This is a genomic window from Sphingorhabdus sp. Alg231-15 (genome assembly GCF_900149705.1).
Lineage (GTDB): Bacteria > Pseudomonadota > Alphaproteobacteria > Sphingomonadales > Sphingomonadaceae > Parasphingorhabdus.
Genome location: NZ_LT703001.1, coordinates 271,497 through 285,738 on the forward strand (window position 1 = coordinate 271,497; position 14,242 = coordinate 285,738).

Genomic DNA, 14,242 nt, shown 5'->3' on the forward strand with positions numbered 1-14,242 from the left:
AGGGGTCGTTTGTTAACCAGCGCGAAAAAAGATGGATTAACAACATTGTAACCAAAGCGCGTCGCAGATTTCCAACCAGTCTAAAAAATAAAGATGTCATTTTTGTCTGTCTAACGGCCAGAAATTGCACAGTTTTGTATATATTTTCCGGGATTCGGGCACAGTTTGTTAAAGGCTATGGCCGCCTCAAAGCTGGACATGTGGTATTTGTTAGTAGCTTAATATGACTCGATGCCAATAAAGGCTGTAAAGACCGGCATTTTTTTGGCAGGATGGCTTCCGGCCGATGGGGCCAGAATGATTTTGAGGGACGATATGGCTGACCAGGATTCTCATCTGCAGGACGTACTCAAGGCACCCAATGGGCCACATATTGCGGCACTTTTTGATTTCGATGGCACAATCATTTCGGGATATTCCGCGACGGCCATGTTGTGGGAAAAAATCAAACGCCGGGAAATGACGGCTGAGGAACTTGTCGAAACCGCCAATGTCATGGCGCAATATAGCATGGGAAGCATGGGGTTTTCGGGCCTTATGATGGCGGCTTCGAAATTCATGAAAGGCGTAACTGAAGACAGCTATTTCGAGTTTGGTGAAGAGCTCTACCAAAAACATATTGCCCGCAAGGTCTACCCGGAATCACGGGCGTTAATCGAAGCCCATATGGCAAAGGGTCACACGGTAGCGATTGTGTCATCCGCGACCATCTATCAGATAGAGCCGACAGCCCGTGACCTGAATATCGAGCATGTCCTATGTTCTCAATATGAAGTCGAAAATGGCGAGTTTACGGGAAATATTATCCGTCCGCTGTGCTTTGGCGAGGGGAAGGTTATAGCCGCCGAAAAACTGGCAGAGGAATATGAGCTCGATCTTAAAAAGAGCTACTTTTACTCAGACAGTTATGACGATATTGAACTGCTTGAACGGGTTGGTAAGCCTCGGCCATTGAACCCCAATGGCAAGCTCAGGGAAGTTGCCATGGAGCGCGGTTGGCCGTTGCAAAAGTTCGACAGTCGAGGGCAGGGCAAGCCAGTTGAATATCTCAGAACTATATATGCAACAGGTTCCCTGGTTACGTCATTTGTCGCAGGACTACCTATCTGGGCGCTGACCGGATCACAGCGTGAGGCGACAAATTTCTCAACCGGCCTGTTCGGTGATGTTGCGACCGCTCTGACGGGCGTCGAGCTGGACGTGCATGGAGAAGAGAATCTTTGGGTGAACCGGCCCTGTATCTTTGTTTTCAACCATCAAAGTAAAGCTGATGTCATGATCATGGCTAAGCTGGTGCGAAAAGATGTCGGGGGAATTGCCAAGAAGGAAGTGAAGGATACCCCGATAATCGGCAAAGTGATGGAGATGGCCGGAACTGTGTTTGTCGATCGTGCTGATGGCAAAAATGCTATTAAGGCAATGGAGCCACTTATAGATGCGATCAAGATTGATGGAAAATCAATCTGCATTGCGCCCGAAGGAACACGGACTCTATCGCCGAAAATTGGGCCGTTTAAGAAAGGCGCATTTCACCTTGCTATGCAAGCCGGTGTGCCAATGGTTCCAATTGTGATCCATAATGCCGGTGATGTAGCTCCGAAAAATGAATTTGTGATGCGGTCTGCCACCGTAAAGGTCGATATCCTGCCACCGGTCGATACCAGCAAATGGAAGAGAGCAACTTTAGATGAGCATGTTGCCGAGGTCCGCAACATGTTTCTGGATGCATTGGGGCAATCAGACGAGGAGATCGAGATCGCCGAAGTGGCCAAAGGGCAGTCATCTCCATCTAGACAAACGCCAGCGAAAAAGACGATGCCTGCCAAATCCAAAACCAAAAGGGTGGCGGCAAAGAATCGCCCCCAAAAAGTCAGCGCGACTGCCCGAAAACCGGCGCAGCGGAAAAAAGCTTCCGCTAGTAAAGCGACAACGGCACCAAAGACAAACCGCTCAGCCCCGACCAAAAAAAGGACAGCCCGCAAACCGGCGTCGCCCAAGGCTGCCATCAAGAAGCCCGCGAGCAAATCCCCGGCGGTGAGGAAAGTGGCGGCAAAGAAAACTCCGGTAAAGAAACCCGTTGTCCGTAAGACGACGTCCAAGAAAACAGCGGTGTCAAAAAAATAGTGAAGCAGAATGGATGAATCAACGGCAATAGCGAAAACGATGCCTCTGCTATCGCAGGGGCCAAAACTATTTGTCATCGATGCGCGTAACCGCGTCGAACGTCGCTATCTGCTAGATTGGCTGCACACTTCACTTGCTGAGGGCGGTCCCGGGAGGGAAATCAACTGGATCAGTCTACCAATATCTGATGAACGCGCGCGTTTGCGGTTGAAAGAGTTGAGCCGCAAACTGGATGCTGAGCCCGACACGCTGGTAATACCAGTGCGCATAGCTTGGCGGATCCCCAATTTTGAAAAGAGCAGGGCCCTGAAGAAGCGGCACGCCCTTTTCGGTGATCCTCGAACACCCGGTAGTTTTCGAGCGCGCATGATTTTGCTCCGCAACAAGCGCCGGGCACATTGCTTGACCGGGAAGCCTGCCACAATTGGTGATCTGAAACAGCGTTTTGAGCAGCAAAACACTCTCGAGATGCACGGCGATGACAAACAAGAATTCGCGGGATTTGTGGTTCGCCAAGCAAGTCTTGTTCTCGATATTGAAGAACGTGGTCTTCGTGGGCGTCGCTATAAAGTGCCTCGCTTTGTTGCAGATGGATTGCGTACCAGCCCGAAGTTCCGCACTGCAATGACCGAATTGTCGACCGATCTGAATAAATCAGAAGCTGCGCTTTACGAAGAAGCTGGCAAATATATGAAAGAGCTGATTGCCAGGCCGAGCGCTTTCTTCATTGACATGAAGGCACGACTGGATCGCTTCATGCTGTCGCAGGGTTATGAAGATGAGGTGGTGTTCGACAAAAATGAACTGGCACGGCTGCGTAAGACGATGCGCGACCACCCAACTCTACTTCTTTTTACGCATAAGACCTATATCGACGGGGTAACACCAACTGATCTCGCCTATCAAAATGACTTGCCTATGGTGCACGTTTTCGGCGGGATTAATCTGGATTTCTTTGGTTTGGGCTTTGTCTTGCGCCGTGCAGGGACAATATTTATTCGCCGCAGCTTCGAAAATAATCCGGTCTACAAGCTCGTGCTGCGCCATTATGTCAGCTATTTGTTGGAAAAGCGCTTTCCGATGACATGGGCCTTTGAAGGCACGCGCTCTCGGCTCGGTAAACTCATGCCGCCGCGTTATGGCTTGCTGAAATATGTTATGGATAGTGCCAATCTGAATGACATAGAAAATGTCCATATCATTCCTGTTGTGACCAGCTTCGATCTGATCCGCGATGTCGAGGAATATGCGACCGAACAAACTGGGCGCGTCAAAAAGGCAGAGTCATTGAGCTGGTTTGTCGGCTATTTGCGAAGTCTGCGAGAGCCCATGGGCAAAGTCTATGTGGATTTTGGCAAACCGGTGGTTGTTAAAAAAGCGCCTGAACCTGATGATCGCATAGGACTATCGAAGATTGCCTTCGAAGTCGCGGTTGAAGCCAACAGAGCGACGCCGTTAACGCTGACATCTCTAATGTGCCTCAGTTTGCTTGGTACGGCGCCGCGTGCGATGACCGCGGAAGAATTGCGCGCAGTGATCAATTTTTTCGTCAAATGGGCAGAAGAGCGCAACATCAGGTTTAGCGATGATTTGACCAGACAAAATCTGGAAGGCATCCAAAAGGTTGTTGATACGCTGGTCAATAGTGGATTGTTTGTGCGCTATGATCAGGGATCGAGCACTGTTTATACGATCCAACCAGAGAAGCATCCGCTGGCCAGCTACTATCGTAATTCAATCATTCATCATTTTCTCGATAAGGCGATTATCGAGCTTTCACTGCTCAAAGCCCGCGAAGATAAGGACAAAGTTGCTGCTGATGTGTTCTGGGCGGAAACGGATAGACTGCGTGATTTGTTCAAGTTTGAATTTTTCTATCCTCCCAAAGAAGAATATCGGGAAAACCTAAAAGCTGAATTGACGCGTGCTTGCCCTGACTGGGAGATGAAACTGGATCAGGGTGGTGTCTTGCTAAAGAGTCTAACCAATCGGTTCCAACCTCTTATAGGTCATGCGGTTTTTCTACCATTCGTTGAATCCTACACGGTGGTGCTAGATATATTGTCTCGCTTGGAGCCTGGTCAGGTGATCGACAAGAAGCAATGCGTCGAAGAAGCATTGAAAGAGGGGCGCCAAGCCTATTTATTGCGGCGGATTACCAGTGAGGCTTCAATCGGAAAAATTCTGTTTGAAAATGGCTTTAAGATGGCGGCGAGCCAGGATTTGACTGGCGAAACGACCGAAGAAACTACTGCCAAACGCAAGGCTTTGCTTCGCAAATTTCGAGCCTTGTCAAGGCGGATGGAAAAATCCCGCCTTGAGGTTTTGAGCCTCGCTGACAAGATATTCGACTAGATAATCTGATTTAAAGGAACCGCATATGTTGCATCAACTCAGTGCCCAAGACGCCCAGTTCCTTTATATTCAGACTGCAGAAAACCTGACTCACGTCATGGCGGTATATGTCTACGACCCCTCCACGGCACCTGGCAAGAAGGTCCGCTTCAAGGATATTATCGAGCATGTCCGGAGCCGGCTGCACATTTCTCCGGTTTTCAAGCGCAAGCTATATCGCCTGCCGTTTGATATTGATCATCCTTATTGGGTGGAGGATCAGCATTTTGATATCGAAGCCCATATCTCTCATGGTAGATTACCGGAACCTGGTGATTGGCGTCAATTTTGTATCCATGTCGCTCGTCATTTCAGCAAGCCAATGGATATGAACCGACCACTTTGGGATATGTATGTGGTTGAGGGGCTGGACCGGGTTGAAGGCTATGGAAAGGGCAGTTACGCTATTTTGACGCGAGTTCATCATTCTGCGATAGACGGCGCATCTGCTGCCTATTTTTTTACAGCGCTCAGTGACATGGATAACAAGGGCACGCCTGCGATAGAGGTGCCAACGTCGGATTGGGACTATGGCGACGTACCGTCATCGTCGGACGTCATGAATAGGGCTATTTCGAGTAATCTGTCCTCTCCCGTTAAGCTGGCCAATGCGATGATAAAGCTGACACCGACGCTTTGGGATGCAACTCAGAAGAATATTGCTGGAGAAGGCGAGGGCGGCAGTCTCACGGTTCCGGAAACCCGGTTTAATGGCGCCGTTTCGCCGCATAAAATGTTTGAGGCCGTTAGTTTTGACCTCAACGACCTGAAAACCATGAGAACGAAAGTGGAAGGCGCGACGATCAATGACGTGGTGTTGACCATTTGTAGCGGCGCGTTGCGCAAATATCTTATGAAGCACAAGGAATTACCAAAAGAGACACTGGTTGCTGTGGCACCTGTCAATGCCCGGAAACGTACGGGTCAGGAAAATACACCAGGTAACAAGATTACGGCGATGACGGTCAAGCTCTGGACCAATATTGCCAATCCTTTGGAACGGTTGGAAGCAGTTCGCAATACGACGCGGGAGACAAAGGCGGCTAAGTCAGGCCTTAGTGCCCGGATTATGACGGACCTTACCCAGCATATTCCCGGTGCAACGATGGCCGGGGTGGCTAAAATCCTAACCAGCGAGCGTTTTGCACCGAAGATGAGTAATGTCTTCATTTCCAACGTGCCGGGGCCGCAAATGCCCATGTATATGAATGGTGCAGAACTTACGCACCAATATGGAATGGCGCCGCTGGGCAATGGAATGGGGCTGTTTATTGCAACGCCTAGCTATAATGGCACCATGTCCTTTGCAATTACCACTGACAGGCGAATCATGCCGGATATCGAATTTTTCCGCGAATGCATTCAATCGGCTTTTGATCAATTGAAGGGTGCAAAACCCTTAACGGGCAGACGCAAAGCCAAGGCCAAAGCACCATCGGTCAAAAAGGCAACAGAACCTAAAGATGCTTCGGTGATGTACCGACGGGTGTCCAAGACGCCAAGAAGGGCACAGCCGGACAAAGCAAAATAAGCAGTGGATAACTACCGATATATTGCCGTTAACGGGTGTCTTTCTACAAAGATGCGTGTATTCCGTCTTACAGTAAGCGAGTAAAATATGATTTTGAATACCACTTTGAAGATGGAAAAGGCGATGAGCCAGGCGGAAAACTATTCCGACTGGTCTGATGCGGCTGCCGCACATGATCGTTCCACGGGTGTCGATAAATGGAAGGCATCTGACGAAAGCAAGCATTTCGACAATGTTTCCATACGGCGACGGCTGAAACGCCTGTCAAAGCTCTGGAAGGCCCAGGATAATGCGGGTCTACTCTACGCACTGAATGAGGGCATTCATGGTAACATGGATGGTATGGGTAATGATCGCCTGCACCAGAAGGCAAGATTTGGTACCAAGCAGCTCATTCAGGATTATGTCGACGCCATCGTTAACTCGCTGGAATATCTGGCCAGCGATAAGGTTGATGACATTCCTTTTGAAGAGAAGCTAGATTTCTTTCGCCGGGCGCAACATTGTTATGGTCGTTCGGCTTTCCTAATGAGCGGCTCCGGTGCCTTCCTCTATTTTCATATGGGCGTGGTCAAGGCCTTATGGTCAGAAGGGCTGTTGCCGCATATCATGTCTGGGTCGAGTGGCGGATCCGTGGTTGGTGCGCTGATCAGTACCCACATGGATGATGAAATCCCTCCCTTTTTTGATCCAGAAAATCTCGTCACGGATGGCCGGAGTGATGAAACCGGGCAGAATGGTATCGGTCTCTTCGGAACCACAAGGCGTCTTAAGGTTGACGAAATTCGCGAGCGGATTTCTACAATGATTCCGGATCTGACTTTCCAGGAGGCGTATGAGCTTACTGGCAGGCATCTTAATGTTTCAATCGCACCGGCGGAAAAGCATCAGACATCGCGTCTTTTGAACGCGATTGCATCACCCAATGTCTATATTCGCGAAGCAGTGATGGCATCCTGTGCCGTGCCGGGCGTATATCCGCCTGTAACACTGGCAGCCAAAGATCATACCGGTGAACGCAAACCTTATCTGCCCAATAGGAAATGGGTGGATGGTTCGGTCACCCATGACCTGCCAGCCAAACGACTTGGCCGGCTATATGGGGTCAATCATCACATCGTCAGTCAGGCAAATCCGCTGATCACGCCCTTTGCAACGGACGTTAAACAGCAAAGAACACCGATTTCTGCGATTAGAAATGCGACGACCTCAACAATGAAGGCTTGGCTCAATGCCAATGTTGAGATCATGCAGAAACCATTGTCCTATTTCCCGCGGCTGAACAGCATGGCCAATATGACACTTTCAGTAATCAACCAGGACTATACCGGTGATATTAACATCATTAGGCCGACCATGTTCTGGAGCCCTGCGAAAATTCTCAGTGATTTGTCGGTAGAGGAGATTGGCGAGCTCATTCAGTTGGGAGAGCGCACGACGTGGCCGAAGATTGAAATGGTCCGTACGCAAACCAAAATTAGTCAAACACTGGACCGCATATTGTTCGAGTATGAAACCGAATTGGCGCATGATCATATGATTGCGATGAAAAGGAAAATCGCTTGAAGCACCAGGAAGGCGCACTAACATTACCCGCACCGTCTGAAGCGGCAGGGGCAAAGCTCTATTGTCAAAGCTGGACTCCCGAACAGACCCCGAAGGCAGTTATTGTCCTTGTCCACGGTTATGATGAACATAGCGGGCGCTACGCTTATTTCGCCGAACATTGCACCAAGAAAGGCTTTGCGGTGCACAGCCTTGATCATTGGGGACACGGAAGATCGGATGGAGTTAATGGCTTTGTTCCCAATTTTTCGGTCTATCATGACGGTTTAGATGCGCTGATTGAGGAACTACCAGCTGAACAAAAGGGGCTACCAATAGTTCTGGTCGGCCATAGTTTGGGCGGACTGATCAGCGCCACATATTTACTGAAAGACCAGACCCGCTTTGTCGCAGCGGTCTTGTCTGGACCAGCGATAAAGGCAACCGAAGAACCATCATCATTCATGAAGGGATTGAGTAAGCTCCTGTCCAGTATTGCTCCGAAAATGGGAGTATTGGGGCTTGATGCGAATGGTGTGAGCCGTGATCCAGCGGTTGTTGCAGACTATCTTGCCGACCCATTGGTTTCTGGCACGAAGATCAGTGCGCGGTTGGCCGCTGAAATGATGGCAAATATGGAAACAGTTCAAGGTCAGGCAACGAAAATCACATTGCCCATGCTCCTGCTACATGGAGAAAAAGACAGATTGACCGCTCCGGAAGGTTCGGTGTTCCTACATGAGAATATCGCCTCCGAAACAAAAATGCTGAAAATCTATCCTGAGTTATTTCATGAGATTTTTAACGAACCTGAGAAAGATGCGGTGCTTTCTGACATGACGAACTGGATCGACTCCATATTGGCGGGTTAACTCAGAAAACTGCGAACGGGGGAAATTCGCAATGATGATCATATTATATATTCTCGGAGCCTTTATTCTGGCGCTTCTCGCCGGATATTTCATTCTGCCGAAAGCTCTTTATGACCTAATGACCGCACTGCTCCGTTTTCGTGGGGGGATGCGGCAAAAGTCGGTCAAAGTTGGAGATAATGTCTGGCCTTATCTGGAAGGAGGCCGCCGCGATGGCGTACCAATGGTCTTGCTGCATGGTTTCGGCGGCGACAAAGACAACTGGTCGATCTATGCACCGCATATTACCAAACATCTCCGACTAATCGCACCGGATTTGCCTGGCTTTGGTGAAAATGACAGATCTCTTGATCGTGATTACGATATCGCGTCGCAAGTCCATCGATTGAGCGCTTTTCTCGACGCCATGAATATCCCGCAATGCCATATTGGCGGTAACAGCATGGGCGGATTTATAGCGCTGCAATTTGCGATGGAATATCCGGATAAGGTTTCATCCTTAACCCTATTCAACAATGCCGGCGTGGTGGGAGTCGACAAAAGTGAATTGGCAATTGCAGCTGAAAAAGGTGAAAATTCGTTGGCCTTGACCGACCTAGCCGATGTTGATCGGCTTATGGCATTTATATCGTACAAACCGGTGCCTATGCCCAAAAACTTCAAGAAAATTTTCTTTGCGGAAGCAGAAGCACATAGAGAATTGCTTGATAAGATCTTTTGGCAGATCGCCGGTGCTGGCATAAATAACCCGCTTAATGACCGTCTTGGAGAAATTGCGGCGCCAACGCTCATCATCTGGGGACGTCATGACCGTCTGATTGACGTTAGCTGTGTTTCGGTCCTGGAGACAGGGATCAGGAATAGTGAATCTTTCATTCTGGAAGAAACAGGGCATGTTCCTATGATCGAGAAGCCCAAAGAAACGGCTGCTCGACATATTGCATTTCTTGCCAAACACTAATTTTCCCGCCAGTTTAGTCAGATAGAACTCCCCAAGCAGGGGAGTCGCGAGAAAAAATGGGGGACGAGGCTGTGAAATTGCGAGTTGGGCTACTGGGTGGCGGTTCGTGGGGGACAACAGTGGCTTCACTGGTATCACGCAATGCTCCCATCAAGATATGGGCTCGAGACACCGAAACTGTTCAGGATATCAACCAAAACCATCGCAACAGCAAATATCTTCCCGACGCAGAATTGCCAGCAGCATTAAAGGCGACAGATGCCATTGGTGACGCGGTCGCAGATGCAGATGTCCTGGTCATGGGCATTCCATCAAATAATTTTCGAAAGGTTCTTGAGGAAGCCAAGCCATTTTTGCGGCCTTGGGTACCGGTGATAAGTCTCACCAAAGGCCTTGAGTTATCCACTGGAAAGCGCATGACCGAGGTTATCGAAGACGTTCTGCCAGGTCATCCGGTGGGCGTTCTAACTGGTCCCAATCTAGCGCGAGAAATCATGGCCGGCCAGGCGGCGGCGAGTGTGATTTCAATGGAAGATGAAATCATTGTCAAACAGCTTCAGCAGCTGTTCCATTCGGGACTCTTCCGCGTGTATACCAATACTGACCTGCTGGGTTGTGAGCTGGGCGGAGTACTCAAAAATATTATCGCGATCGCTGTTGGAATGGGCGATGGATTGGGGGCAGGAGACAATACCCGTTCTGCTCTAATCACGCGTGGGCTTGCAGAGATCACGCGGCTTGGTGTCGCAATGGGTGGGCGACCTGAAACTTTTGCGGGCCTAACCGGAATGGGTGACATGATTGCGACATGCACAAGCCCGCTAAGTCGAAACCGTCATGTCGGTGTGGAGCTGGGCAAAGGGCGTAATATTGATGAAATCATAGAAGAAATGCTCATGGTGGCTGAGGGTGTGAAGAGTGCGCCAACGGTGATGGCCTTAGCTAAAAAATACAATGTCGCTATGCCCATAGCCGAGGATGTTTTCGAGGTAACCAAAGGCACCAGGACGGCTATACGCGCCTATCGCGGCCTGATCAGCGCATCTGCCGGATCCGAAGCAGAAGCAGGGTAACCAATAGCCATAAGAATTATTTTTCTAACTACAGAACCTGATTTGAAAGGGATTAAATAAGAGGCACTATTTGTTCGATTTATTTTCAGTTTTACCAGATTTTACAATCGCTTATTTACCATTAAGTGCCGCAAAAGATTGGGAATCTGAAAGGGTGATTAAGGTCAATAGTTAACTTTTTGACTTTTACTTGCTTCTTTTTGGGGCGTGCCATAAAAATATGTCCCAAGCACTTCGGAAATTGTTACGCCAGAGTTTCGACGTAACCCCGATTATGTGGAGAGTATATATGGATTTAAGAAGCCAAGCCGTGAATGATATTGATGCCGATCTGGTCATTGATGGGACCGATGCATTGATCACATCGGAGCATGGTTTTGGTCAGGATATACTCACACAAAAATTCAACGAAATAGACCTGCGGTTCGATAAATCCGACGAAATCTTCTGGTGCTATATGAACCAGAAATCCCGACCTAGTTACACTTATGAATTGGGTGATGAGATCCAGTTGGTGCAGGATTGGGTGCACACGAATTACGCCATGGACGCAAGTCACGCGGTCGATCCCCTAAGATATTTTGTATGCGGTTCACATACGCCAGGAATATATAATCTGGGTGGTGATCTAAAGCATTTTGCGGATTGCATAAGACGCCGTGATCTAGGCGCTTTAAAAAAATACGCACGCACATGTGTTCACATGCAATTTGCCAATAGCACTGGCTTTGGAGCTCCTATCATCACTATGGCGTTGGTGCAGGGCGATGCTTTAGGTGGCGGATTTGAGCATGCCTTGGCCTTTGACATTTTGGTTGCCGAAAAAAGTGCGCGATTGGGTTTGCCGGAAATTTTGTTCAATCTTTTCCCGGGAATGGGTGCCTATAGCTATCTCCGGCAACGATTGAGCCGGCGTGATACAGAGCAGTTTATTCTCGAAGGAAAGTTGTTCTCGGCTGAAGAACTCTATGACATGGGCGTTGTCGATATACTCGCTGAAGATGGCCAGGGTGAGGCCGCGATTGTTGAATATACCAAACAGAATCGTAAACGCTTTCATGCCGAACGTGCAGTCTACAAGGCGCGGCGCCTTGCTAATCCGGTGACTATTGATGAGTTGCTCGAGATTACTGATATGTGGGCAGAAACGGCGTTGCATCTGGAAGAGGCCGACGTCCGCAAAATGGAGCGTCTAGCCATGGCGCAGGAACGCAGAATAGAACGCTCGCTTCGCACCGTTTAGATATAGGTTATCCTGCTGCACTGACGTCTTCGCTGGATTCACTATCTGTGTGCTCTTTCTGACCGTTCAGAAATGCGGTAATTCGTGACAATTCTTTTTCAATTTGAGCAAGATATTCCAAACGGTTCTCATTGAAATCGGCTTCCGTCACAACTTCGAGCTTACCGCACATTTGTGCGAGTCTGCAGGCGCCGACATTATTGGCACCGCTCTTGAAGGCATGCGCCTGAAAGCGGAAGTCAGCAACATCACGGTTTTTTATCGAATCTTCAAATGCAGCCATCACTTCTAACGTGTCATCGAGATAGGCATCTATGATAGACTGCACGAAGGTTTCGTCGCCTATTGATCTGAGATAGTCCATCTGTTCGTTGTCAATCGGTGGTTCCAGCTCATCCGCAGATTTCGCGTTTATCGAGCGAACAACGTTAAACGGATCTGCATCACCATTGATTTGGGCTTCGTCTGCAGTCAAAAAATTGCCTGTTTGTTCAGCCACTGTGTCCAACAGAAGGCCTGCTTCAATAGGTTTGGTCAATCGAAGATCCATCCCGGCGTCGAGACATCTCTTCTCAGTTTCAATCGTCGAATCTGCCGTCAAGCCAATGACCGGAACATGATTTCGGGGGCCTTCAATCTGTCGCCATAGCTTACAGCACTCTACGCCTCCCATGTTGGGCATGTTCACGTCGAGGAATACGATATCAAATGCTTGTTTCTCAAGCTCATCCAATGCTTGTTCGCCATCGGAGACCACGACCACCTGGTGACCTGCATTGACCAATATCGTTTGCAATACCATCTGATTAGTGCGGTTATCGTCGGCAACCAGGACGTTCAAGCTCACCGATGTCCGAATTATCTGGTCGGGATCAACATCAGTTTTCTTACCGACGCGGTTGAAAGAACAACCAATTTGAATGACGCTGCGCACCGTGTCGAAATCGGGTGACGCTGGTAAGACTGAAGCAAAGGCAGCACGCAGTTTGATTTCATCCAGACTTTTGCTGCTATTTCTGGACAGAAGAACTGGTGGAAGATTGGCCTCACGGAAGTGATTCCAGAATATCTCATCGTCCTTATGCTGTTCAGCTATTTCTTCATCAAGTAGAGCCAAATCATAGGAGGAGAGGGGATGGTTCTTAAGGATCGTTTCCAACCGGTCATCTTTAGCACATTGAATATGGTTGACCCGAGCATTGTTGCTTTCTTTTTTGGAGATATCTGGACCGTTCAATCCAAAGCCCAATGACAGTATCTTGAAACTATCTTCGCCAGGTGCTTCTTCTACGCTGGCAACAAGGTCAATAGGACAGTTTAAGGTGAAGGTACTGCCTTCTCCAATCGCACTTTCCAGGTCAATGTCGCCTCCCATCTGCCTCGCCAACTGCTGGCAGATCGCAAGTCCCAATCCGGTGCCGCCGAACGTATCAAGGATACTGTCGTCCGCCTGTTGAAAAACGCCAAAGATTTTTTCATGAGCTTCGGCCGCGATTCCAGGGCCCGTGTCGGTTACGGAACACCACAATTGTGGCACTTCTTCATTCTCATCTATGCCGCATTTCAGAACAATCGCCCCGGTTTCTGTGAACTTCACGGCATTGCTGGTAAGATTGATCAGGATGTTCCGAATATAGTCCAACTGACCCGCGATCAACTGATCGCTCATGGCTTCGGCTTGCAGGTGGATTTGCAAGCCTTTCTCTGTTGCGGCCAGTTGCATGATGTCTCTGACGTCAGTCAAGACATCCACGACACTAAATTCCTTGGGTTCAGGCAGCTCTTCCTGCGTATCCGATTGGGCAAAACTCAAAAGCTGGTTGATCAAATGAAGCAGATGCTGACCGGCAGAAACGCTCGTACCCACCATCTGCTGCTGTGCCTCGGGCAACTTCATATCAAGGAGATGCGTACCGTAGCCGATGATGGCATTGAGGGGGGTCCGCAGTTCGTGGCTAATGCTGGCGAGGAAAAGACTCTTTGCTTTATTGGCTTCCTCAGCTTCTTTCGTCGCTTTTGAAATCTTGATGATTAGCGTCGAGCAATAAGCTGGCACGACAATTAATCCGATTAGAAGCCCTGAAGATAGCGACATATTCTGATGCCAATAGGGATCATTGTAAACGGTCCAGCCAAAGGAGATTGTCCCTAGAGTGGCCGCGATGCCAAGCCATTTGACGCCAAAACGAAAACCGTAACCTAGTATAACCCACAGATATAAGGGATAGAGCGCAGCTACCGCGCCGCCGCCAATGTCGAACAAATAAGTTGCAACACCAAAATCTACGATAAGTCCTGCGAGCCGCCTGGGATTGCTTGGTTGGGGGTTGAACCGATAAGCGATCATGATCGCTAAACTACCCATAAGGTGCAATTGGAAACCAAACACAAGATGGGGTGCCGCATCAAGAAAGAACGTGATGGTGAGGGCGATGATAATCAGCACGAGGCGATTGATAATCATTTCCCGCTCACGGTCCCGACCGCGCGTAATTACAT

Annotated in this window: 9 protein-coding genes; 8 read left to right on the plus strand and 1 reads right to left on the minus strand. The window is 49.0% G+C overall.

Annotated features, from left to right (window positions below; translation table 11 throughout):
- Positions 1–315: 315 nt before the first annotated feature.
- The 8 genes from DG177_RS01295 to DG177_RS01330 all read left to right on the plus strand — a co-directional run bounded on the left by DG177_RS01295 (position 316) and on the right by DG177_RS01330 (position 11,743).
- Positions 316–2,124 (plus strand): HAD-IB family hydrolase, encoded by a 1,809-nt coding sequence (locus tag DG177_RS01295; RefSeq protein ID WP_108812710.1) that lies wholly within the window; start codon positions 316–318, stop codon positions 2,122–2,124.
- Between the two features lie 9 nt (positions 2,125–2,133).
- Positions 2,134–4,479, plus strand: coding sequence for a glycerol-3-phosphate 1-O-acyltransferase (locus tag DG177_RS01300; protein ID WP_337658415.1), 2,346 nt, complete (start codon positions 2,134–2,136; stop codon positions 4,477–4,479).
- A 25-nt stretch (positions 4,480–4,504) separates the two neighbouring features.
- A complete protein-coding gene (locus DG177_RS01305; RefSeq protein WP_108809834.1) occupies positions 4,505–6,049 on the plus strand; it encodes a wax ester/triacylglycerol synthase family O-acyltransferase in 1,545 nt (514 codons plus the stop codon).
- 87 nt (positions 6,050–6,136) lie between these two features.
- The gene (locus tag DG177_RS01310; protein ID WP_108809835.1) at positions 6,137–7,615 is read left to right on the plus strand and encodes a DUF3336 domain-containing protein; all 1,479 of its coding nucleotides are present in this window, start codon (positions 6,137–6,139) and stop codon (positions 7,613–7,615) included.
- The gene (locus DG177_RS01315; RefSeq protein ID WP_108809836.1) at positions 7,612–8,466 is read left to right on the plus strand and encodes an alpha/beta fold hydrolase; all 855 of its coding nucleotides are present in this window, start codon (positions 7,612–7,614) and stop codon (positions 8,464–8,466) included. The genes DG177_RS01310 and DG177_RS01315 overlap by 4 nt, the downstream gene beginning before the upstream one ends.
- A gap of 31 nt (positions 8,467–8,497) precedes the next feature.
- The gene (locus tag DG177_RS01320; protein ID WP_108809837.1) at positions 8,498–9,427 is read left to right on the plus strand and encodes an alpha/beta fold hydrolase; all 930 of its coding nucleotides are present in this window, start codon (positions 8,498–8,500) and stop codon (positions 9,425–9,427) included.
- 71 nt (positions 9,428–9,498) lie between these two features.
- Entirely contained in the window at positions 9,499–10,500 is a 1,002-nt protein-coding gene (locus DG177_RS01325; protein WP_108812712.1) for an NAD(P)H-dependent glycerol-3-phosphate dehydrogenase, read from the plus strand.
- A gap of 289 nt (positions 10,501–10,789) precedes the next feature.
- Entirely contained in the window at positions 10,790–11,743 is a 954-nt protein-coding gene (locus DG177_RS01330; protein ID WP_337658416.1) for a crotonase/enoyl-CoA hydratase family protein, read from the plus strand.
- 7 nt (positions 11,744–11,750) lie between these two features.
- Here DG177_RS01330 and DG177_RS01335 read toward each other — a convergent pair whose 3' ends face one another.
- Positions 11,751–14,207: a response regulator gene (locus tag DG177_RS01335; protein WP_337658417.1), complete on the minus strand. Its 2,457-nt coding sequence runs from the start codon at positions 14,205–14,207 to the stop codon at positions 11,751–11,753.
- Positions 14,208–14,242 lie beyond the last annotated feature (35 nt).